Source organism: Haloferula rosea (assembly GCF_016595525.1).
GTDB classification, from domain to species: domain Bacteria; phylum Verrucomicrobiota; class Verrucomicrobiia; order Verrucomicrobiales; family Akkermansiaceae; genus Haloferula; species Haloferula rosea.
This window is the reverse complement of the sequence record NZ_JAENII010000009.1, coordinates 63563-82800: the sequence shown is the minus strand read 5'-3', so window position 1 is coordinate 82800 and position 19238 is coordinate 63563. Positions and strand designations below refer to the sequence as shown.

General features: G+C 56.9%; 18 protein-coding genes. All 18 read right to left on the bottom strand.

The genetic code is table 11. The annotated features are described in order from the left end of the window. Positions 1-49: 49 nt before the first annotated feature. Positions 50-646, bottom strand: coding sequence for an acyltransferase (locus JIN81_RS19495; RefSeq protein ID WP_325100885.1), 597 nt, complete (start codon positions 644-646; stop codon positions 50-52). 43 nt (positions 647-689) lie between these two features. Continuing rightward, positions 690-1403 (bottom strand): FkbM family methyltransferase, encoded by a 714-nt coding sequence (locus tag JIN81_RS12375; protein WP_234044827.1) that lies wholly within the window; start codon positions 1401-1403, stop codon positions 690-692. 64 nt (positions 1404-1467) lie between these two features. Continuing rightward, positions 1468-2103: a class I SAM-dependent methyltransferase gene (locus tag JIN81_RS12370; protein ID WP_200279964.1), complete on the bottom strand. Its 636-nt coding sequence runs from the start codon at positions 2101-2103 to the stop codon at positions 1468-1470. A gap of 9 nt (positions 2104-2112) precedes the next feature. After that, positions 2113-2982, bottom strand: coding sequence for a sulfotransferase (locus tag JIN81_RS12365; protein WP_200279961.1), 870 nt, complete (start codon positions 2980-2982; stop codon positions 2113-2115). 4 nt (positions 2983-2986) lie between these two features. Beyond that, positions 2987-3892, bottom strand: coding sequence for a hypothetical protein (locus JIN81_RS12360; protein WP_200279958.1), 906 nt, complete (start codon positions 3890-3892; stop codon positions 2987-2989). Positions 3893-3908: 16 nt separating this feature from the next. Further along, on the bottom strand, positions 3909-4643 hold the full coding sequence (locus JIN81_RS12355; RefSeq protein WP_234044865.1) for a sulfotransferase family 2 domain-containing protein: 735 nt from the start codon (positions 4641-4643) through the stop codon (positions 3909-3911). A 65-nt stretch (positions 4644-4708) separates the two neighbouring features. Then, the gene (locus JIN81_RS12350) at positions 4709-5329 is read right to left on the bottom strand and encodes a class I SAM-dependent methyltransferase (protein ID WP_200279952.1); all 621 of its coding nucleotides are present in this window, start codon (positions 5327-5329) and stop codon (positions 4709-4711) included. 517 nt (positions 5330-5846) lie between these two features. After that, positions 5847-6986 (bottom strand): glycosyltransferase family 4 protein, encoded by a 1140-nt coding sequence (locus tag JIN81_RS12345; protein ID WP_200279949.1) that lies wholly within the window; start codon positions 6984-6986, stop codon positions 5847-5849. 42 nt (positions 6987-7028) lie between these two features. Beyond that, the gene (locus tag JIN81_RS12340; RefSeq protein ID WP_200279946.1) at positions 7029-7943 is read right to left on the bottom strand and encodes a sulfotransferase family protein; all 915 of its coding nucleotides are present in this window, start codon (positions 7941-7943) and stop codon (positions 7029-7031) included. A gap of 9 nt (positions 7944-7952) precedes the next feature. Then, positions 7953-9020 (bottom strand): polysaccharide pyruvyl transferase family protein, encoded by a 1068-nt coding sequence (locus JIN81_RS12335; protein ID WP_267908008.1) that lies wholly within the window; start codon positions 9018-9020, stop codon positions 7953-7955. Positions 9021-9033: 13 nt separating this feature from the next. Continuing rightward, positions 9034-10011, bottom strand: coding sequence for a nitroreductase family protein (locus tag JIN81_RS12330; protein ID WP_200279940.1), 978 nt, complete (start codon positions 10009-10011; stop codon positions 9034-9036). A gap of 34 nt (positions 10012-10045) precedes the next feature. Then, positions 10046-11416: a glycosyltransferase family 4 protein gene (locus JIN81_RS12325; RefSeq protein ID WP_200279937.1), complete on the bottom strand. Its 1371-nt coding sequence runs from the start codon at positions 11414-11416 to the stop codon at positions 10046-10048. Further along, a complete protein-coding gene (locus JIN81_RS12320) occupies positions 11353-12906 on the bottom strand; it encodes an oligosaccharide flippase family protein (protein ID WP_200279934.1) in 1554 nt (517 codons plus the stop codon). The genes JIN81_RS12325 and JIN81_RS12320 overlap by 64 nt, the downstream gene beginning before the upstream one ends. Positions 12907-12993: 87 nt before the next feature. Then, positions 12994-14595 (bottom strand): hypothetical protein, encoded by a 1602-nt coding sequence (locus JIN81_RS12315; protein ID WP_200279931.1) that lies wholly within the window; start codon positions 14593-14595, stop codon positions 12994-12996. A gap of 84 nt (positions 14596-14679) precedes the next feature. Continuing rightward, the gene (locus JIN81_RS12310) at positions 14680-15816 is read right to left on the bottom strand and encodes a glycosyltransferase family 4 protein (RefSeq protein WP_200279929.1); all 1137 of its coding nucleotides are present in this window, start codon (positions 15814-15816) and stop codon (positions 14680-14682) included. 122 nt (positions 15817-15938) lie between these two features. Beyond that, entirely contained in the window at positions 15939-16658 is a 720-nt protein-coding gene (locus JIN81_RS12305; protein ID WP_325100884.1) for a hypothetical protein, read from the bottom strand. A 159-nt stretch (positions 16659-16817) separates the two neighbouring features. Continuing rightward, positions 16818-17774: a hypothetical protein gene (locus JIN81_RS12300; RefSeq protein WP_200279923.1), complete on the bottom strand. Its 957-nt coding sequence runs from the start codon at positions 17772-17774 to the stop codon at positions 16818-16820. Positions 17775-17935: 161 nt separating this feature from the next. After that, positions 17936-19180 carry a sulfate adenylyltransferase subunit CysN gene (cysN, locus tag JIN81_RS12295; protein ID WP_200279920.1) on the bottom strand — a complete coding sequence of 415 codons (1245 nt, stop codon included), beginning with the start codon at positions 19178-19180 and terminating at the stop codon, positions 17936-17938. Between the last annotated feature and the right edge of the window lie 58 nt (positions 19181-19238).

Genomic DNA, 19238 nt, shown 5'->3' with positions numbered 1-19238 from the left:
CTGAAAGAAAGCTTGCGTCACATCGGATGGCGGGGATCACCGACCCTCATCATGCATCTCTGCCATGTCGCCAGCGCTCCGGGAGTGGGCGGTTCGTGGCCGGGTTCCCTGCCGCCAAGTGCGCCTGCGGGACATCACGGGAGACCACGGCACCCGCGGCAACAACTGCTCCATCACCGATCGTCACTCCCTTAAGAATGATCGCCCGGGTACCGATGAAGCATCCTTCCCCGATCGATATGGGCCTCGAACTCGCAGCGACATCATTCGACCACGAGCCATCCGGGAGTGGTGTGTGAAAGTCGGTGTCACAGATCAGGGCATCAGCCCCGACAAGGGTGTTCCGGCCCACCCTCACGGACGTGGCGACCGAAATGCACACCCCACTGAGGCCCACTCCGTCCTCAATCTCCAGCCTCGCCCCGGAAACCAGAACCGATAGGGACGTTCTTTTCCGGCCGATCACAGGATTCGAGCGCACCGAAGTGTTGATTCGCACGTCCTTACCAAGCTTCATGACGCCACCAGGCACGCATCGGATGAGTGGCCATCCGTTCATCACGACGCTCGGATGGACCTGCGCCCGCCTCATCTTCGCATACCATCGATACAGCGGCCGTCGGATCGCTGCGATCAGAACCAACATATGGGAAGGCCGTATCATCCAAGAAAAGGATCCGGGCATCGGGTCAGGCCGAAACCCCGGACCGGACCCGCTTAAGCACCGCGTTGTGCCGGGTTTGTTCGACCAGCTTGAAGCCGGCCTGCTCGATGAGAGGGATCAGTTCATGGTCTTCCTCGTCGTGCTCGACAACGACGATCCGGGTCTTGGCCAGAGTTTCCGCCGCGCCTTTCACCACCTGCAAGTCAAACCCTTCGACATCAATTGAAAGCACAGCAATTTCCTCGACATCAAGGCCCTGCACAATCAAGTCGAGGGGCAGGACAGGCATGAGTTCGGTCCCACTGAAATCCTTTGCCTTGAGTCCTTCGCTTTGAAAACCGCTCAGGACGTGAGAGGTCGCATGCTGAAATTCCAATACCTTCGTTTCGTCCCCACACCCGATGGCGAGCTGGATGTCACGGGAACGGAAGATACGGTGCAGCAGCACCAGCTTTCGATTCGGCTCTATAATCAGACCGCTGAATCCCTCACGATAAAGACGATAGGTATTGCTCAGCTTCGTAGGATGATTTGCTCCTACATCGATGTAGAAGCTACTTTCTATGTTATCCTCCCCAAGAATTCTGGAAATAATGCGATCTTCTCCCGTCTGTGCATAGCTCTCGCGCACTCCAAAAAGTGAATCGATGGCAGCCACCCACCAGGACTTGAGTAAACGCGTCACTGGAAAACGGTCGCGAAGGAATATTTTGAGCTTTGTTATCATTGGAAATGCCATTCGGCGGCTCGATATTGAAAAGCCATGTCGAACTCTCCCTGATGGGCTTGAAGCGGGACAAGCCTCAGCACTTTCTGGCTACGACCAGATAGCTACCATAAGCGGAGAGTAACGGAAAATATTGGCCAAGGTATCGAGTTGCTTTTCCCGATCCGTAGAGCCGGACCTTTGAGAAACCATGGAGCATCAATCGCTTCTTGAGAAGAGATGGGAAATGCTGGGTAAGGTGGGCAACACCAAAAACCGATCCACCCTTCATTCTCATCTTCAATGAATGGGGGTTCGGTGTCGTCATCAGCAGAGTTCCGCCAATCCTCAGAACACGTTGAAACTCACACAGTGTGGGATCCACGTCCGAAGGGTAAAGATGCTCGAGAAACTCCCCTGCAATGATGCCATCAAATGCGAGATCATCAGCAGGAATCTCCAATGTTAATCCTTCAATCCCACCCGCGTAGCATGCAGGCAGCTTGGCAAGTCGATCACCGACGCAATCAAGACCAAACAGTTCAGTACCTGCACGAACGCGGCACAATTCCTCACCACCACGCCCCTCCGCGCAACCGACATCCAGAATTTTCAGACTGCCCTGCGGCAGATGAGCCGCGAATTGCCTGTAGCGCTCGAGTGAGAAACTGTCCTCAAGTGCGATGGCCTGTTCGGCGTTTCCTTGTCGATACTTTTGATTTTTTGTGTCCATGTTGAGATCCTACTCTTCAGGCGCAGTTTCCTTTTTCAGGGTTCGATCAGCAATCTGCCTCACGTGCCCCAATGAACGTCGATCGAAGAAGCGGCGCAGCGGATGGATCGCAAATCGCAGGGGACGGGTGATCGAAAGGCAGTGATCAAGGGTTCGACAAGCAGAGTCATCGAGTCGAGCCCGCTTCTCAAGGTCGCGGTTCTGGAACTCGCGGGTGACCTCGCTCAGCCAATTGCAGTTCCCAGCAACCTCAGCAAAGTGACTCGAATCGTCAGGCCAGATCCCCAAATCGGGAACCTCAAGGAATCCGCAGATATCCGAAAGTGCCTCCGGCAGATCATCATATTCGATCTCAAGCCGCTCCGACACGGCGAGCCTTGTAAATGCCGCCTCGTAACTCTGTCGAAAGATGGCGTAGCGAAAGGGTTTCCGATTCCGGACGCCATAACTGAATCGACTTTGTGATTCGAAGACATTGTGGGGGTGACGCCGCAGAATCACTACTTTCGCATCCAGATCCTCAAGGACCTGATGCATCCCAATAGTACGGACCGTCTTCCAGATCACACAGTTCAACTGTCGCGGATCGCGCCCGACGGCACCAGCCGTCGCCTCCGCCAGTTGATTGAGGACATCCCGATCATTCCCCGTCATGCAGGACTCGATCTCGGAGAACTTCAGCGGAGTTGGCACAAAAGTGCTGCCAAGATAGATGGCGGCCAACCGGCGAGGATCCGTTCTTTCGTGTTTCTTCAGGTATCCGAGCACTTGGGGGAAAGAAGATTCAGGCATGCTGAGTACGCCCTTACGGCGATCCAACATGGCGGTGAGGACAGTGCTCCCGCTACGAGGTTCGGAAATAACGAAAGCGTGCTGCATCTGCCTAGGTGGAAGATCGAAGCCGTGAGCGGACCCTACGGAAACAGTTGATCGGTATCTGCAGAGCGGGCGTTGCCGCAGCCGCTAGGCTGGCCCTCATTCTCCACAATTCACCACGCCCGAGCGGGATGCCCGGCTGATACCGAATTCGAACCGCTTCACGTCCGGCGGTGTTCGCCAGTTCACGAATCTGGTCCATATGATCCGCCCACATTCGCCCAGGGAAATGGAGTGCCGCGGCGGGGTCGGCCTGAAGATCATAGACGATGCCCCTCCGGCTTCGTTTGAGATCATCCGGATGATAATAATCCAAATCCGGATAGAGAAACGCCATCATCTCCTGATCCGTGCTATATCGATGGTCCGGGGTGTAGAGTTCTTCGCTGAAGAGCCTCGCCAACCGATCCATTGGAAAGTTGACAGACAGATGGTAGAAGCCGGAGTTCACCCGCCTCGGAATCTTCTCACGAACCCATTTGGCGTCATCGTTAACCCCGAAATACCATGACCAGGATTCGGTGGAGAAGGTGTTCGGAGCTGATTCAGAAACCAGGTTCTCGACTGGCCTGAGCCACACGATGTCCGAGTCGAAATAGAAGAAGGGCGGTGGAATCGCCACCGCGAGTTGAAGCTTCGAAAAGTAGCCGCCACGATCAAAGAGCGGAATGAGCTCCGGATATCCCGAACAAGCTGACATCAGAGCTTCCTTCCGGTCGTCGGGACCCATGAGCTGGACCTCCATTTCTTCGGCAGCCTCGAGAAGCAGTCTCTCATCCTCACCGCGCAGACTACCATCGGAGTGGATCTCAAGAACATGGGATTCACGAAAGTGACGGGCAAACGAGGAGACCGCATGTACGGCGATCTCCATGGCACCACGATGAACGAGGGTGACTGCTTTGGCTTTCATGCCGAATCCCGGAAGATTACACATCGGGGACCTCCTCCAAGTCGTAGCCGAAAAGCCTGAAACAGCTCGCATATCGCTCCCGGATCAATTCTACCGCACCCGGGTTCTCCGCGAGAAGCCCAGAACTCCGTTTGGTCGGATTCTCGCGATTCGCCTGCCACTCAGGGAGCCCTGCCCACACAAGAAACTCAGGAAATGCCTCGGAAAAGCGCTCCAGTTGGATGATGCGGTCGAGTCTCACTTCTCCCTGCTCCACTGGCACGAACGTCCGTTGGCATCTGAAATGCGCATCCGATGCGAAATCGGGAAGTCGGCTGATAATCTGCAGAAACTCAAGAAGCGTCATGTCGTTGCGGAACATTGGCCTCCCAGTTAGACTGTTGTAGCGCAGAAAGCCGGCACTCGGACCAGGAGCCGAACCCGCTCCAACGATCTTATCACGATAGCAGGAAACGATCCGCTCGTACGGATTGCGGACCACCGTAAACGTTCGGTAGCCCGACTCAACCAGATCGCGCGCTTCCCTCTGCGTAACTCGGGGGAACTGAAAATGTTGTACATGATCGTGAGTTAGTTGACTCGGCCGCCGCTCTGGGTAGCCATGTTCAATCAGGTAACGTCGTACTGTTGATGAAGCAGCCTTCGGAACTACATAATAAAGAAGTTTGAGGGACTCGCAAATGAAGGGCCTTGGTGCACGCCGCTCCCATGACTTACTCACCGCCTCAGCAAGCAGTCTTAATTTGTCCATACGCATCAAACTAGAGAAATCCATAGGCACTTACGCCCCAGAGAAAAGGGCTCGGTTACGTTGCATCACTTGCATTTGCGGAAGAAAAACTGAGTTCCTTCTATCCATAAAAGTTTCACAGATTCATTCCAACCGAACTCATCGACAGCACGCTTTACTCCTCCTTCCCACCAACTACCAGGGCCATAGTCATCGCCAGTGATTACCCCTCCAACCTTCACTTTTTCCAGCGAGAGTTCGAGATCCCCCTTGACTCCTTCATACGTATGATCGCCGTCAATATAGACAAAATCCAGGCTGTTGTTTTCAAGCTCTCCGAGAGCAATCCTCGACTCATTTCTATGAACTTCTAAGCGCCCTTTGGTGATACCATCTTTGAAACGCTCACAGACTTCAGAGTATCGTTCGTCCATCGTATTCTGGTCGACTCGATTACCATACCACGATGACCCATACTCCTCAGATTCGAAACACTTCCAAGGATCGATAAGGTGAAGCTTTTTGGGCTTTGCAACTGACAATATTGCGTCGCTGAAATCACCGATGTGGACCCCTATTTCCGCACCAACGCCTCTTTTGGGAAGGTCTGAAAGTGCACGCAACCGAGCCCCTCCTAGCCCCAATACCGCTGCAACAGATGGAGCGAAAGGGATCTTTAGCAATGAGCGTTTTAACACAGTATTCATTTGGATAATTGGAGGGATTTGTGGTTAGTTTCTTCTTCGTTGTTAGTTCTTACCTTGACAAAGAGATTGTAGTTTTCCGCTATAAACCAAAACATTATCAAGACCTGCTGATATATTGACAGAGCGACAAATGCCAAGATCGGGATAAACACTGACCTTTATCCACGACTACTGGTTGAAAGCGGCTTTTCGAACCATTTGCTCCAAAGAGATTTCCCATACCTGATACTCCACATTTCCACCAGATGGTAAAACACAACCGACACCGGAAGCGCTTCGGATAAGGAACAAGTAAATCGAGAAAAATACTTAATGAGTGGTGGAAAATGCTTATAAAAATCAATCTTGGACAAGAGCTGATGAGATAGGCTTATGATCGGCTGATGGAGCAAATATAGGCTGTAACTGATAACTCCTGAAAATCTTAAGAAGCGCCCACAAAAATGCCTCAAATCGCGTCTTGTGCTCCATTTTCATGAGGCATCGGCTCCGATGAGCGCACTCCGGTTCAGCCGATTCACGTGGCTGAGGGCGCAAGCATTTCGCCATAGATGCGAAGGAAGGAACGGGCCGTCAGAGTTGGATCGAAACGCTCCCGGTCCTTCTGAAGCCTGCTCATGCCGAGCCGTTGGACCTGTTCGAAATCGCCCATCAACCGTGTCATCGCCGAAGCAAGCTGGGGCGCATCGAGCGGGTCAACCTTGAGGCCGTTGACCCCATCGAGAATGTAGTCACGAAGTCCTCCATGATTGCTGGCAATGACCGGGAGACCCATCACACGGGCTTCCTTGACGACCGTTGGCCCGGTGTCCGCACGTGTCGGGACCACCAGACCCCATGCCTTTTTCATCTCAGGAATCGTTCGGCTCCAAGGCAACGTTCCGAGCCAAGTGATACCGGGTAGTCCGGCTGCTTCTCCTTCGGCCCGAAGGGGCCCGTCACCAAGGACCCGAAGCTCCCACTTCCGATCAGGAATGAGCTGCAAGGCATCGATGAGCAGATCAAATCCTTTTCGCCGTTCGAGCCCCCCCGAGAAGAGCAAGACCGGTTTCTCCGGATCAGGAGTCCACTCGGCTTCGAGGAACTTGGGATGAGCCCCATAATCCACCACGTCGGGCATGGTCTTCACACCCAACTTCACCACCTGCTCGGCGCTCCATGATGATTCGCAAGTGATCCTGGTGGCGGATCGAACTCGCAAGGGCTCCAGTCGTGAAGCGACCCGCAAATGCAGTGGTAGTTTCGCCACCTTGGAGAAGGCGGTGAGACAACCTTGAACCGAGAGAAGTGAAGGCCCCTCGAAGATGCCCGGGACCACCCCGAATGGCTTCTCCGTGCCCCAGGCATGGACAAGGTCTGGCTCAAGTTCGGCGATCACCCGACGAAATCGCTTGGCGGCCCAGAGGTTCGCCATGAGGAAATCAATCCTCGCATTGAATCCGGCGAGCGTGATGAAGCGCTGCCTGCCGATTCTCACGTCCTCGTCCGAACCTCGACGGGCCTTCGTTCGAATCCAGGTAATCTCGAAAGGGTGCTCGAGAGCTTCGAAGCGGTCGGCCAACTGGGGAAGCCAAGTGGCGGCATGACCGCCCCCGCGACCCGATGCCTGTCCGGCCAACGCGTCGACCGCGATGTCCGCAAAGATTGCTACTTTCATGGGTGAATGAAGTGTCGTTCCTTCGGAATCAAATCAACCCATTCAATCGATTCGCCAGGGTGGGTTCACTCCCAGGAGATCCGCAAGTTCCTGCTTTTCTTTCCGGTACAGCTCACAAAGGCGGTTCGCCTCCTCTTCGCCAATCGACGGCTTACGTAGGAGGCGCTTGGACGCTGCTTTGTTGAGTCCGGACCGAAGAGAGCCGGGTAGGATCCGCTTGAAGCTCTTGGGCAGAAGTGAGCCTTTGAGGCGATTGAAGGCATTGAAGGCACTTCGATTCACGGGAATTCCTGAAACATTGCGTCTCTCACTTGAATCGAATGCCGCCGAGTCATCGATATCAAGAAACCTGCAGATCGCGGCGAGAACCTCAGCCGTCCTGCTGGCAAAATCCTCGTAAAAGAAGACGGCAATCCGGGAGGAATCAAATGCTTCGAAATAGGGAGCCAGCTGACGTGCGTAGAATCCCATCGAAGCATAGTGGTACGGGAGCCCTGCCCCTTCTGCAATCCGGCTCGGTTCAAGGTTCAGCGCCTCCCTGAACGAGACGTCCTCGGCATCCTCCCGCCGCATATGAAGATAGCTGGAATAGGCACGCTCCACCGGATTCCTGAGGATCGCGATCACCTTGGTGTCTGGATACAGTTCGGAAATTCTGGCGGCCGTTCCCTCAAGATACAAGTAGGCTGGACTCGCCTCGCCAGTCAGCTGTGATGGCAGCGCTTGATCGAAAAGCGCTTCATACTCCGCCATACTACGAGGCATGGTCTCACGGTAAATCCGCATGATCTCGTCCCCTCTTGGTCCGTAGCCACGGTAGTCGGGAGGGCCCTCAGGATAAGCGAGATACCTGGCCTCCTTCAGCTTTGATATGCAGACCTCGGAGTGCTGACCAAGGTACTGGGCCAAGGATGTCGTCCCGGATTTGGCGGCACCGATGATGATGAAGTCAGGCATATTTGGCAATTAGGGTGCAATCGAAGCCTGGAGGAACTGCCGTGACTCCTCGGAGAAGGGGGAGGACACCACCGACGCGTTCTGGAGCGAAGAACCGAGCGCCAGATCAAGGTCAAGATCCCTCACGCTCTCCCCTTGGGGAAACAACCGGTCCATGCAGTCCAGGCCTTCCAATGTCGTGATCGCCTTGTCGCGGGTTTGAGGCAGCAGTTTCATGACAAACGGCTTCCGGAACTTCACCGCATAGAGCAGTCCGTGAAGCGTCGCAGTGACCACCGCGGATGCATTGCGGTAGAGGTCAACCCATTGAAATGGGGTGAGCCGATCATAGCGTTGGTCGACGAGAAGCGCCGGGCTGGCCGCCGACACGAGCTTCAGGCCGTTGTCTCGGGCCCAGCGATGAACCGCCTCATTGTCATCTCTCGAGGTCAGGGCGTTGCCATACACGAGGACATAGGGTTCCGACGGGGCATCGGGCCATTCGATCCGGGGGTCGCCCCGGAGCCAGGTGGGATCAGCCACCAGAACGGGAGTTCCTCCCCCACATCCCCGGGCGATCTCCAGCGTCTTCCGGTCCCTAACACCAATCGCCTCGAATCGCTGGATGCCCTCGCGGACGTAGGTCGGCACTTTTCCGGTATCTGCCGGCCCGCAACTCGCGGCATAGCTGACGAACCGGACGCCATCCTGCACTGGGTGCTGTCCGAAGAAGCAGGGGTCCGCACCATACTGGGGCGATGAGTAATCCCACACCACGTCACTACCCACCACCACGGAGTCGAAGGCCTTCCAGTCGACCGCCTCAGGTCGAGTGGTGAACTCCGCCGATGTCAGGCCGGCAACCACCTCGCGGAATGGCCGCGCCTTGCTCCTCCTCCGAAATGCGGTTCGGATCCCCTTCGGGGTCAAGCGCATCGACGAAAACGGATTTTCCCAACGGTGATGGGTGCGGTTCTGGTAGTTGATGATTTCCGCTTCGTGCCCAAGCTCGCGGATCATTTCCCTCAGGTGAAACGCCTGAAGAAAGCCACCATAGTTCGGTCCCCTATGAAAAGTCAGAATGCCAATTCTCCTCATCCGTCCAGTTCTCTCACAGGTTCCACGTGGTGACGTCCGAAGCCGCCCGTCTCGCGGAGACGGGCACCCGACAGCCCTCCTTGGGATAACCACATCCGATGAGCATGATCACCCTCTCATGCTCGGGCAAATCGGCGTCCACCCGAAGCGACCGATCCGTTTCATTCCGGACCGACCAGTTCAGTGCGACCGCTCCCAACCCTGCTGCCTGAAGCGCCAGGAGCAGCAGCATCGAGAACATGCCGCCGTCAATCCAGCCCTGATACCGCTCAACCGTTCCCGTGAAGTAGCGGAGATCCGAAGTAACCACGAGAACCATCGGCACCTTGTGGCCGAAGCCGCGGTTGCCCGACTGGTGAGACAGCACCTTCTGCGCCGAATGCCCTGCAAACACATGCACTCTGGCCGTCTGACGATTGCAGACCGACGGCGCGCGCAGAGCAAGCTCGATGCAGCTCAGAATCTTGTCTTGGGAGGGAATACGCTCGGGATCGAAATCTCTGACACTGGCGCGTCCGCGGACCACCCGCTCGAAGGCGCCGGCATCGACGCGCTGGCATGGCTCGAACGGACGGATCCCACCCTCCCGCTCAGGTGCATTCGCCCACATATGCCGATCCTCATCCCGGAGGATTTCCGAGACATCGAAGCCGATGCTCCTATGACGGTCGTCATACTCGCGCAGGGTCGCACGAGCAGCCTCGATCTGACCGCCAACACAGACTCCGGCGAAGGGATGCTGTTCAAGCGATTGCAGCGAACGCACGAGGCCACGGACGACATCCTGTCCAAATCCCGGACGGAAGTCCGGCATGCAAAGCCCCTTCTCGATCACGTGGTATTGGCGGACGATATCGCTTTCGATCCGGGCCACGGCCAACTCGGGCCCGAGTTTCTTTGGAGAAATCGAAACGATGAACCGCTTCGCATCCTGATAGCACTCGTGATAATAGCGCAATCTCGCCCGAACTGACTTGATGAACGATTTCATGGCGCGACTGACTGTAACCGGACTCGTAGGGAATTCAGGACTCGGCACCTCGCGAAGCCTTCTCCGAATCGAGCAATCTCCGATAGCTCGCTGCGACCCGGCCTGCATGCATGTGCTTCACCGCCCAGGCAGAAATTCCCGCGGGGTCGCGGTGGCCACCATGCCAGGCCCGCGCTTCCATCAGTGCAGCATCACGGAGCGCCTCGGGACTGGGACCCGAGCTCAGAGTTCCGCGATGGTCCTCGGCAAACCAGGAAGGACCCGGAAGCGCCGCCGAGTCACAGGCAACAAGGCTACAACCACAACCCATCGCTTCCGCTCCTGCGATCAAGAAACTCTCATACGAAGAGACACACAAATAGATATGGGCAGTCTGAAAGGCTTCGAGAAGCTCGGCATTCGGAGCGAGTCCGTGCAGACGGACTCGCTGCCTTGCCGAAACCTCCAGCGATGCGTGCCAGCTCTCCATCTCCGGAACAAGTTTCCCAAACACCCGGAACTCGAAAGCAGGGTCGGCCGCCAAAAGTAAATCAATGGTCCGAATCAGCAGATCCGGCCTTTTCTGCGGCCGGTCGAACCACCTTCCGACGGTCACGAAAGTGACCTTCCCGGAGAACGACTTCGTTCCTTGTAGCTTGAACCTGGAATGAATCGGATGCGGAATCAGGTGAACGCGCTGGGCCGCGGCATCCTCACCGTATCGCCGGAGAAATTGGCGCAATCTATCCACTGCTGATGGGGTGACTCCGCCAATGACGTCAGCCAGTGCCAGATGAGCGGCAAGTCGCTGATGCGTACCCCGCCACGTCTGCATACCGCTTTTCACAACTGCAGCGAGGGAGCACATGATCCGTGGAACGCCCCCCTTGAGAGAATGATGCATCCCGGAGCGGGCCCAGAAGTCTCGTGGGCCGGACTGAAAATCGAGGATGCCGGTACTGTCCACATTGAGACCCACCGGCAGTCCAGCCTTTTTGGCCGCGATCAGAATTGGGCCATAGGAAGGTTTGAGCGCGTTGTAGAACACGACCCCCCGATCCACGTTCTCGGACCACCAAGCAGGAGACTCCAACTGCTTCCTGCTGGCGCGCGTGATACTCGGAAGATCATTCTCCCGAGGTGAGCCCAACAGGATTGATCGGCAATCGAAGCCGTTCTCGCGATAGCCCTGTGCGACCAGTCCGGCATCACGATTCCCGTAGACATCACAACCCCGGAAGTCCCTCGGGCTGCAAGTTGCCCACTTCTCTCCGCTATTTTCAGGACTTTGATTGCTCATTGACCTAAGGTCTAGCTGACCATGGCCGGAAGGTTTCGGGTTGGTTTCGAGACGACACCCGGTCAGGCGCTGCCGGCCACTTCCTGAACCAAGGCAGTCCGCGAGACCTTGCGCAGCGCCAGCCAAGCGACCGACGTCGCAACGACCCACAGCACCCCCGAGCAGACAACCTGTGAGAGGCTCGGGAGAAGCAAATCCTTTCCAAAGAACTGCCACGCTTTACCCAATGGCTCCGAAGAGTCCAGGAATTGGCCGATGATCACTACCACGACCACCGCTCCCACGGCAGCCAGCATGCCGGCGTTGGCGAAGTCACTCAAGGCGTAGCGGCAGTTGCGAGCACCCCGCAACAACCCGTAGATCCCGTAAAGAATCGGCTGGAGCGCAAAGACCGCAGCGAGTCCTGTCATTCCGAAGAACCGGTAACCCAGAGACGCGGTCACGACAACGAGCACGACGTTGAACACCGCGAATGGGATGGATTTGCCCATGTTGCCTGAAATCTGAAGGAGAGACTGATAGGTTGAGGCGATCGTTGCGACCACGACGAGAACGGCAAACCATGCTGTCACTTCGTCACCTGCGTAATATTCGGGACCCGCGAGGATCGTCACCACGGTCCGGTTGCCGAGCATGACAAGACCTGCGCCTGCCATTGCCACCGCGGAGGCCAGAATGAGGCTTCTTCGATGCTTCAGCTGGAACAGCTCCTTCCGACCTGCCACATGGAGGTTGATCAACTCGGGAAGGAAGGCATGGTTGATCCTGACTGCCAGGGATTTGAGCATGCCCGAGAGGCGGCTGCTGAAGGTATAGAGTGGAACGGTCTGCAATCCGGCCGCTCGCGCAAGAATCAGCACCGGCAGCGTATTGAGAAAGGTGTCCTTGAATCCAACCACCGCCACATTCAGGCTGAAGCCGAACAGCTCCTTGAAATGAGCCTTGGTCACGCCCGCGCGGTCAAGCCTCGGTCGGATCGGGCTGGTGGCGATGAGCACCCGGTAGTAGATGAAGGCGAAAGCCTGGGCCGCGGCTGTTCCATAAACATAGGAGACGAGCCCGTGGCCACCGCGCAACATCAGGAAGAATACGATCAGCTGCATCCATGGGGCGATGCCTTGGCAGATCGGGACCCAGTGGAAACGCTCCTGCGCGGTAAGAAGCCCCGGAACTCCGCGAAGTGGAAAGTTCAGCGACGTGCAAAGGATCGATCCGATGAACAGGATCAGAGCGTCGTCGGTCAGATGGCCTGGAACATTGAAGAGGTGGACGAAAACCGGAGTGAGGCAAACTCCAACCAGAACCGTCAATCCCCCTAAAGCCCATAGGGCAATCTGGGTCGCCGTCCACCAGATGTTGATCTGGGCCGGACTCTTGGCAACCACCGCATCGGCGATCTTTCGCCCCGTGGAGTTTCCGACCCCAAGGTCCATCCACATCAGGTAGGCCACCATCGCATTGACCGACGCCCAAAGCCCGATCTCCTCCTTGTCCAGATAGTGAACCGCCACCGGGATTGAAAGAAGGCCGAAGCACGAGGTCGAGATGAAGGCAAACATCGAAGCCCCCAGGTTTCGACCTGCCTTGCTGTGCCTCAGCCGCTTGATCAAGCTCATTGGATCGGTTTTGAGGGGCTAATTCACAATTTCGAGAGGCCTTTACCTCGCAGCTAGCTTCACCAACCGTGGCGTGCCCACCCCGTCTCAGCGTCTGCTCATGGCCGGAGCAGGCAGGCGGTTGCCAGGGCCTGCCCTCCTTACTGTGCCCGACTCATCCTCAGCGGAAGGCTGAGTGGCACTCGGCAGAAGGGCCTCCTGGGCCCTGATGTTCCAGAGCATCTTGAGGAAGCCAGCTGCGATGATGTAGCGGGGAAACTCGAAACGATAGTCACCGAAGACCAGCATCGCATAGAATGGATAGATCAGGAAGGGGACACAGGCATACAACACGAAGCCCCATTCCGGTCGTCCCCGGAAGAACTGGATGTGTTTCCATGCATGTCGGAAAAACACCCCAAGAACCACGAGGGCGAGAAACAGGCCGATGTAGCCAGAGGAACGGATGGTCTGGACGTGGAAGCCGTGGTAGCTGCCTCGCCTCATCAGGACTTCTTGCATATCGAGACCGAATGCTCGTCGGTTATCGCCATAAGCGGAATCAATCATGGCATCCATTTCGTCCTTCCGGATGCCAAAGCCGTCTCCCAGCCATTTGTTGAAAATGTAGCGGTCGGTGGTCAGCGCCAGCATCCACATCTCCACCCGCCAGTCAGTACTCTTCTCGGCCCCTTGCTTGATTTTCTCGTCGACTAAGCCGGGAATTGGGATGACCGACAGAATCCGGTTGAATGAGTTCGGAAGCCGTTCCGTGCCGATGAAAAGCAGCATGCAGATTCCCAGAACGGCGATGGCGCTACAAACCACGACATCCGCCACCTTTCGCCGGATCAAGGAGCACACAATGAAATAGACCGCCAACAGGCCCATGGCAGAACGGTATCCGCTGATCGCGATCGCCGCCATCGCCACCATGAAGAGTGAGAAGGGAAGGAAGTTGAAGGGATTCAGAACACTGAGCGGTCGCCAGATCGTCAACACGGCGCGCCCAAGGCTTCTACCGGCATTTTTTCCTTCCGTCGTCCGGCCCTCGGCCACGTCCGCCCCTGCCCCCGTGTTCGCCGCAGTGAACGAAAAGCCCGAATAAAACTGGATCCCCACGGCGGCAATCGCAGGCACGAAGGTCCCCAGCAACACAGTGAAACCATCGAAGCAGGCGCAAGCAATCATCACGATCATGGCGGTTCGGAACATGCGAATGTCGGTTTTCACCATGGATAGAAGGACGTAGCAGACAATGGCGGCACCATGGGTGAAGTAGGGTTTGCCTCCCACCGTGCCCCCGGCGCCGCCCAGGATGGAGAAACCAGCCGGGTTCCGCATGTAGGCCTGCGCCAGAACCACGATGTGAATGAAAATCACGAGGTCCAGTATGCTCCACCGCCAAGTGAATTCCCCGGTTCTCCGAGTCGCGAGGCGGAGGAAGAATATTCCACCGGTAATCATCATCGCGATCCACCACGGGGCAGGCGATCCGGGCAGGAAGTTCAATCCACCGTTGAGTGAAACCCCAGCGGGAATCAGCAGCCACACGTGTTTCCCGAGGGCGAGCACGAAGACCACCGCCAGTCCTCCGACCATCCAAGCGATCGCCTCGGTCTGCGCCGTGGCCGCCGCAACCCCGAGGTACAAGGCGAAGCACGCCGCCAGAAAGACGACGAAGAACACGCGGATCTTGGTGGAGTCCATAGGTGTGAAGCAAGACGGGTGACCGAGAGTCCGATCATCGGATCACGGTCGGGCGGAACACGTCAAAAAACGCGGCCCGGAACGCTAGTCGACAGATGCCGCGGAGGGAAGGATGTTCGCGTAAACCTCACCAAGATTCCGGGAAATCCTTTCGAAGTTGAGCATGCGTCGGCAACGTTGCTGATCGGTCCGCCCCATCGCCAGCGAGCCTTCAAGGCTGCTGGTGATTTGGAGAATTTTTCCAATCATTCCCTCACGATTCCCGGCCTGAAGAAGATATCCGGAGCGGCCGTCCACCACATAGTCGGTCTGCCCTCCCGTAGGGGTGGTGATCACAGGGATGCCCCCGACCCGAGCCTCCTTCACTACGTTTGGTGCCGTGTCGGCCCGGGTTGGATGCACCAAGCACCATGTGCGCCGCATCCAATCGGACACCTCCGAACGAGGACGATGTCCGAGAAAACGAACGTTCGCGGACATTTTGGATTCCATCCGTCGGAGCGGACCGTCACCGAGTAGCACCAATTCAACGTGGCGCAGCCGTCGGTCGCGGAACACCTCAAGCAGAAGGTCGACTCCTTTCAACCTCGACAGAGTGCCAACAAACAAAACGAGGGGATTCGATGCAGGCTGCCTTCGTAGATCAAAGAACTCCGATGCCACGCCGTATTCAAGCCTCTGAATCAAGGCTTGGGGCGCCAGACGCTGCAGTTTTTCCCGGCCCCACGACGACTCCACTGTCAGGTTCATGATCCGGCTCATAACATGCCGCTCACCTTTCGCCTGGACCCGCATCAACAATGGCTGAGCGACGGCCCGACAACATTCGGTAAGGATGCCCTGCATCGAAAGAACGGATTTGCCCGGCCAATCGACTGCCAAATGGCCATATCCTTCCTCGGTCCCCCAAGCGTGAACGAGATCCGGCTGGATGCGTTTCAAACAGGCCAACAACTCTCGTCTCTCGTGCCGGAACCGACTCAGCATCTGAATTCCAAGACTTCCACGAGGTAGAATGTGAAAGGTTTGCCCATTCTCCTCGATCACCCGGATTTCGCTCACTTCCTTGCTGCAGGTGAGCCAGTGGATCTCGAAGTCGGAATGTCGTTGCAGCAGCCGGGAGATCCGCGGCAACCACGTGGCATGATGGCCGGGTGCTTCGCACCCGCCCAATGCGGCAAGGCTGCCGACGGGATAGGGCGCAGGAAGGGCCAGTTTCATGCAATTTCACGGATTCAAAATTGCCCTTTTGCTTGCAACCCGGCAGACCGACTTCGGAGGTCCGAGTTCGCGAGGCAACATCGGGAAACCTGTGAATCTTTGAGAGAGCGAGGGCCATTTCCTCAGGCCGGGAAGTCAGCACCAATTCGTCGACAAGCCTCCCGAGCGAGGAAGACGGCACGACCAAGCGTGCGATTCTTGCGCCTGAAGGTGTCGACCTCTTTCCCAAAGCCCGGACCGAGAGTTCCTTGCTCAGCCCTCCACGACTCAAGGGCACATCGATAGAGTTCAGTATCGAAACGGTTCACTTCCTCAATCACCTGCCGCACACCGGGATCGAGCGGTTGCCGATCTCCACGTCCGACCTTGCGCCGAATGTACCACGGTGTCTTCCAACCCATCCGTCCGGAAAGCGACAGGAGTGTTTCATCGAAGTCAGAAGTCAGCACACATCCGTGAGTCCGAGTCCTGAGAACCTCCAGCGCCGTTGCCAAGGTGCTGTGATCCACCTCGGCTTGATCGAAGTCTTCCACGCCTGCCAGCATTCGGACCATTCCATTCCGCAGCTCACCCGAGAGACCGGACAAAGCATAGTCACCGAGGCTCATAGTCCGCGCCGCTTCGTGCAGGTAATGCGACGCATCGGCCTTGGCGTGTTCGTGGTGAGAGCGGATTCGACCAACCGGATCGCGTAGGCACACCAAGTAACGGACGTCCGGAAGCACCTGATGAAACCGGGCACTCAGGTGACCCAGGACCAACTTCACCTGGGCGTTGGATCCGGTCATGCGCTCGATCAGGTCACTCGGGAGAGGGCCTTCCGAGTCATGGCGAATGACCACCTCTCTTGGATGGTATTGATGAGTGAGGATTTTGTGAAAAGTTGTTCCTGCGGTCTTCGGTATATGCAGAAAGACAAGAGCAGACATCTTACGGATCGGCGACTCAGGCACCAGTTTCCCTATCCTCGTGGCTCCGCGGAGAGGCTTCCCCCCATCCGGTCATCGCACCCTACCATCGAGCAGTGCAGTCCAGATACCGGTTTTACCGATCCGATCGACCCGAATCAGCAGACGCTTCGTCGGCTCGAATTCGCAATCCAGACGGACCGTCGGGTCCTCGTCGGCGTCCACCTCTTTGGAAACCACGGTGACGCCGCGTGCCTCGACTTCGAACTTGGCTCTCCCGCCCCGATTCGCCGCGAAACCTTTGGCCTCCAACTTGGAAACGGGTTGCGGAAAATTCAACTCGAAAGCCACTGGTGCCAAGGCAACGAAAAGCTGGCCTTCTCCGTCATCAATCTCTTCGAACCGAGCACGCATTTTCTCATGCAATTTCTCGTAGCCCTCGCCACCGATCCGACCGAGATAGGTCGCACGTCCCATGGGTGTGATCCGTCCATCCACGAGGTTGATCCACTCCACGCGCCCCATCGCTGCCTTCTCCGCTTTCTGACTCGATCTGGCCGCCGCAATTCCGGCGTCCATCGACAGAGTCTCCCTCATCCGCTTGGCCGATAGGGCCTCGTCGATCTTACCGTCTTTGGTCAGTTCGCTTTCCTCCTTGGCAAGGGCTGCGTTCATTTTGTCAGCAAGATCGACCAGCGACTTCGCGTGGATCTGGACGATGGTGGCCCGTGCGGCCGAGAATTTGGTGCGCATCGAACGCAGCTGGCGCCCCACGCTATGCGGCAGTTCTGGCAACGCGGCCGCGTCTTGTTTGACGGCGTTGATCTCGTCACGAACCGGCAAAACCTGCTCAAGGTCCCCACCCGCCTTCACCTTCTGCATGTGCCGCTCCAACGCACCAAGGTAGCTCGCCGTCAGCTTCTCAAGTGCGGCATCACGTTCCTGATTGACCGCATCATAGCGGGTCATGAAGGAGTCCTGCAACTTACCGAGATCGGAGGCAGTCACTGCGAGGATCAGCATCAGAGATATCAGTAGTGAGTTCCTCATGCCTAGGAATAGATCGCAAACTCCTCAGGATTGCAAAGGGAAGGAGTGAGGAAGGCGAAGAGGGATAAGTTGAAGGAGGCCGGAAACCCGGTGTTCTGGTAGCCGGTTGTATCCCGGTAATTTTTCCTAGCGGGTAGGATTGTCCGCTCTCCTTTTGAGCCTCAGACAATCATCCCCGCCGCCACGGTTTCGTTCGTGCCGGGGTCGATGAGGATGAAGGAACCGGTGTGACGGTTGCGGCGGTAGCGGTCGTGGATGACGGGGCTGGCGGTGCGCAGGGTGATGCGACCGATGTCATTCATCGCGAAACCATCGATCCCTTCCACTTTGTGCAGGGTGTTGATGTCGACGTGGTATTTCACCTCTTTCACCACCGCCTGCATTTCGCGGGTGGTTTGACGAAGGATGAGCTTGGCGCGGTGACCCATCGGCTTGTTCGAAAACCAGCAGATCATTGCTTCCAGGTCTTGGCCCACCTCGGGGGGATTGTTCGCTTTGACGATCATGTCACCCCGCGAGATATCGATCTCGTCGTTCAGGGTGATGGTCACGCTCTGGGGGGCAAAGGCCTCGTCGAGGCTGCCTTCGGCAGTGTGGATCTCCTTGATGGTCGATCTGAAACCTGACGGTAGCGCGGTGACTTCATCGCCTGGCTTGAAGACTCCACCGGCGACCCGACCTGCGAATCCGCGGAAGTCATGCCACTCATCACTCTGTGGGCGAATCACCCACTGGACCGGGAAGCGGGCATCAACATGGTTCTCTTCTCCCCCGACATAGACGTTCTCGAGATGGTAAAGGAGGGACGAACCCTGGAACCATGGCATCGCTTCGGATTTGTCGACGACGTTGTCGCCATTCAGCGCTGAAATCGGAATCGGGGTGATGTCTACGATGTTGTCCAGTCGGGATGCGAACTCCTGGTAGTCGCTGACGATCTTGTCATAGACCTCCTGCGAATAATCGACGAGGTCCATCTTGTTGACGGCCACCACGACGTGCTGGATGCGCAGCAGGTTGGCAATGAAGCTGTGTCGCTTGGTCTGCTCGATCACGCCCTTGCGCGCATCGACGAGGATAATGGCGAGGTTGGCGGTGGAGGCGCCGGTCACCATGTTGCGGGTGTACTGGATGTGCCCCGGTGTATCGGCGATGATGAACTTGCGCTTGGGTGTCGCGAAGTAGCGGTAGGCGACATCGATGGTGATGCCCTGCTCGCGCTCAGCCTTGAGACCGTCGGTCAGAAGGGCAAGGTTGACGTTCTCGTCACCGCGACGGCGTGAGCTCTCTTCCACGGCTTCCATCTGATCCTCGAAGATCGATTTGGAATCATAGAGAAGGCGGCCAATGAGGGTGGATTTGCCGTCGTCGACGGAACCGGCGGTTGTGAAACGAAGAAGGTCCATGGTGATTGCCCGCTGAGCGGGAGTGCCAAGTGTGAAGTGAAAAGTGGAAAGTGCCTGA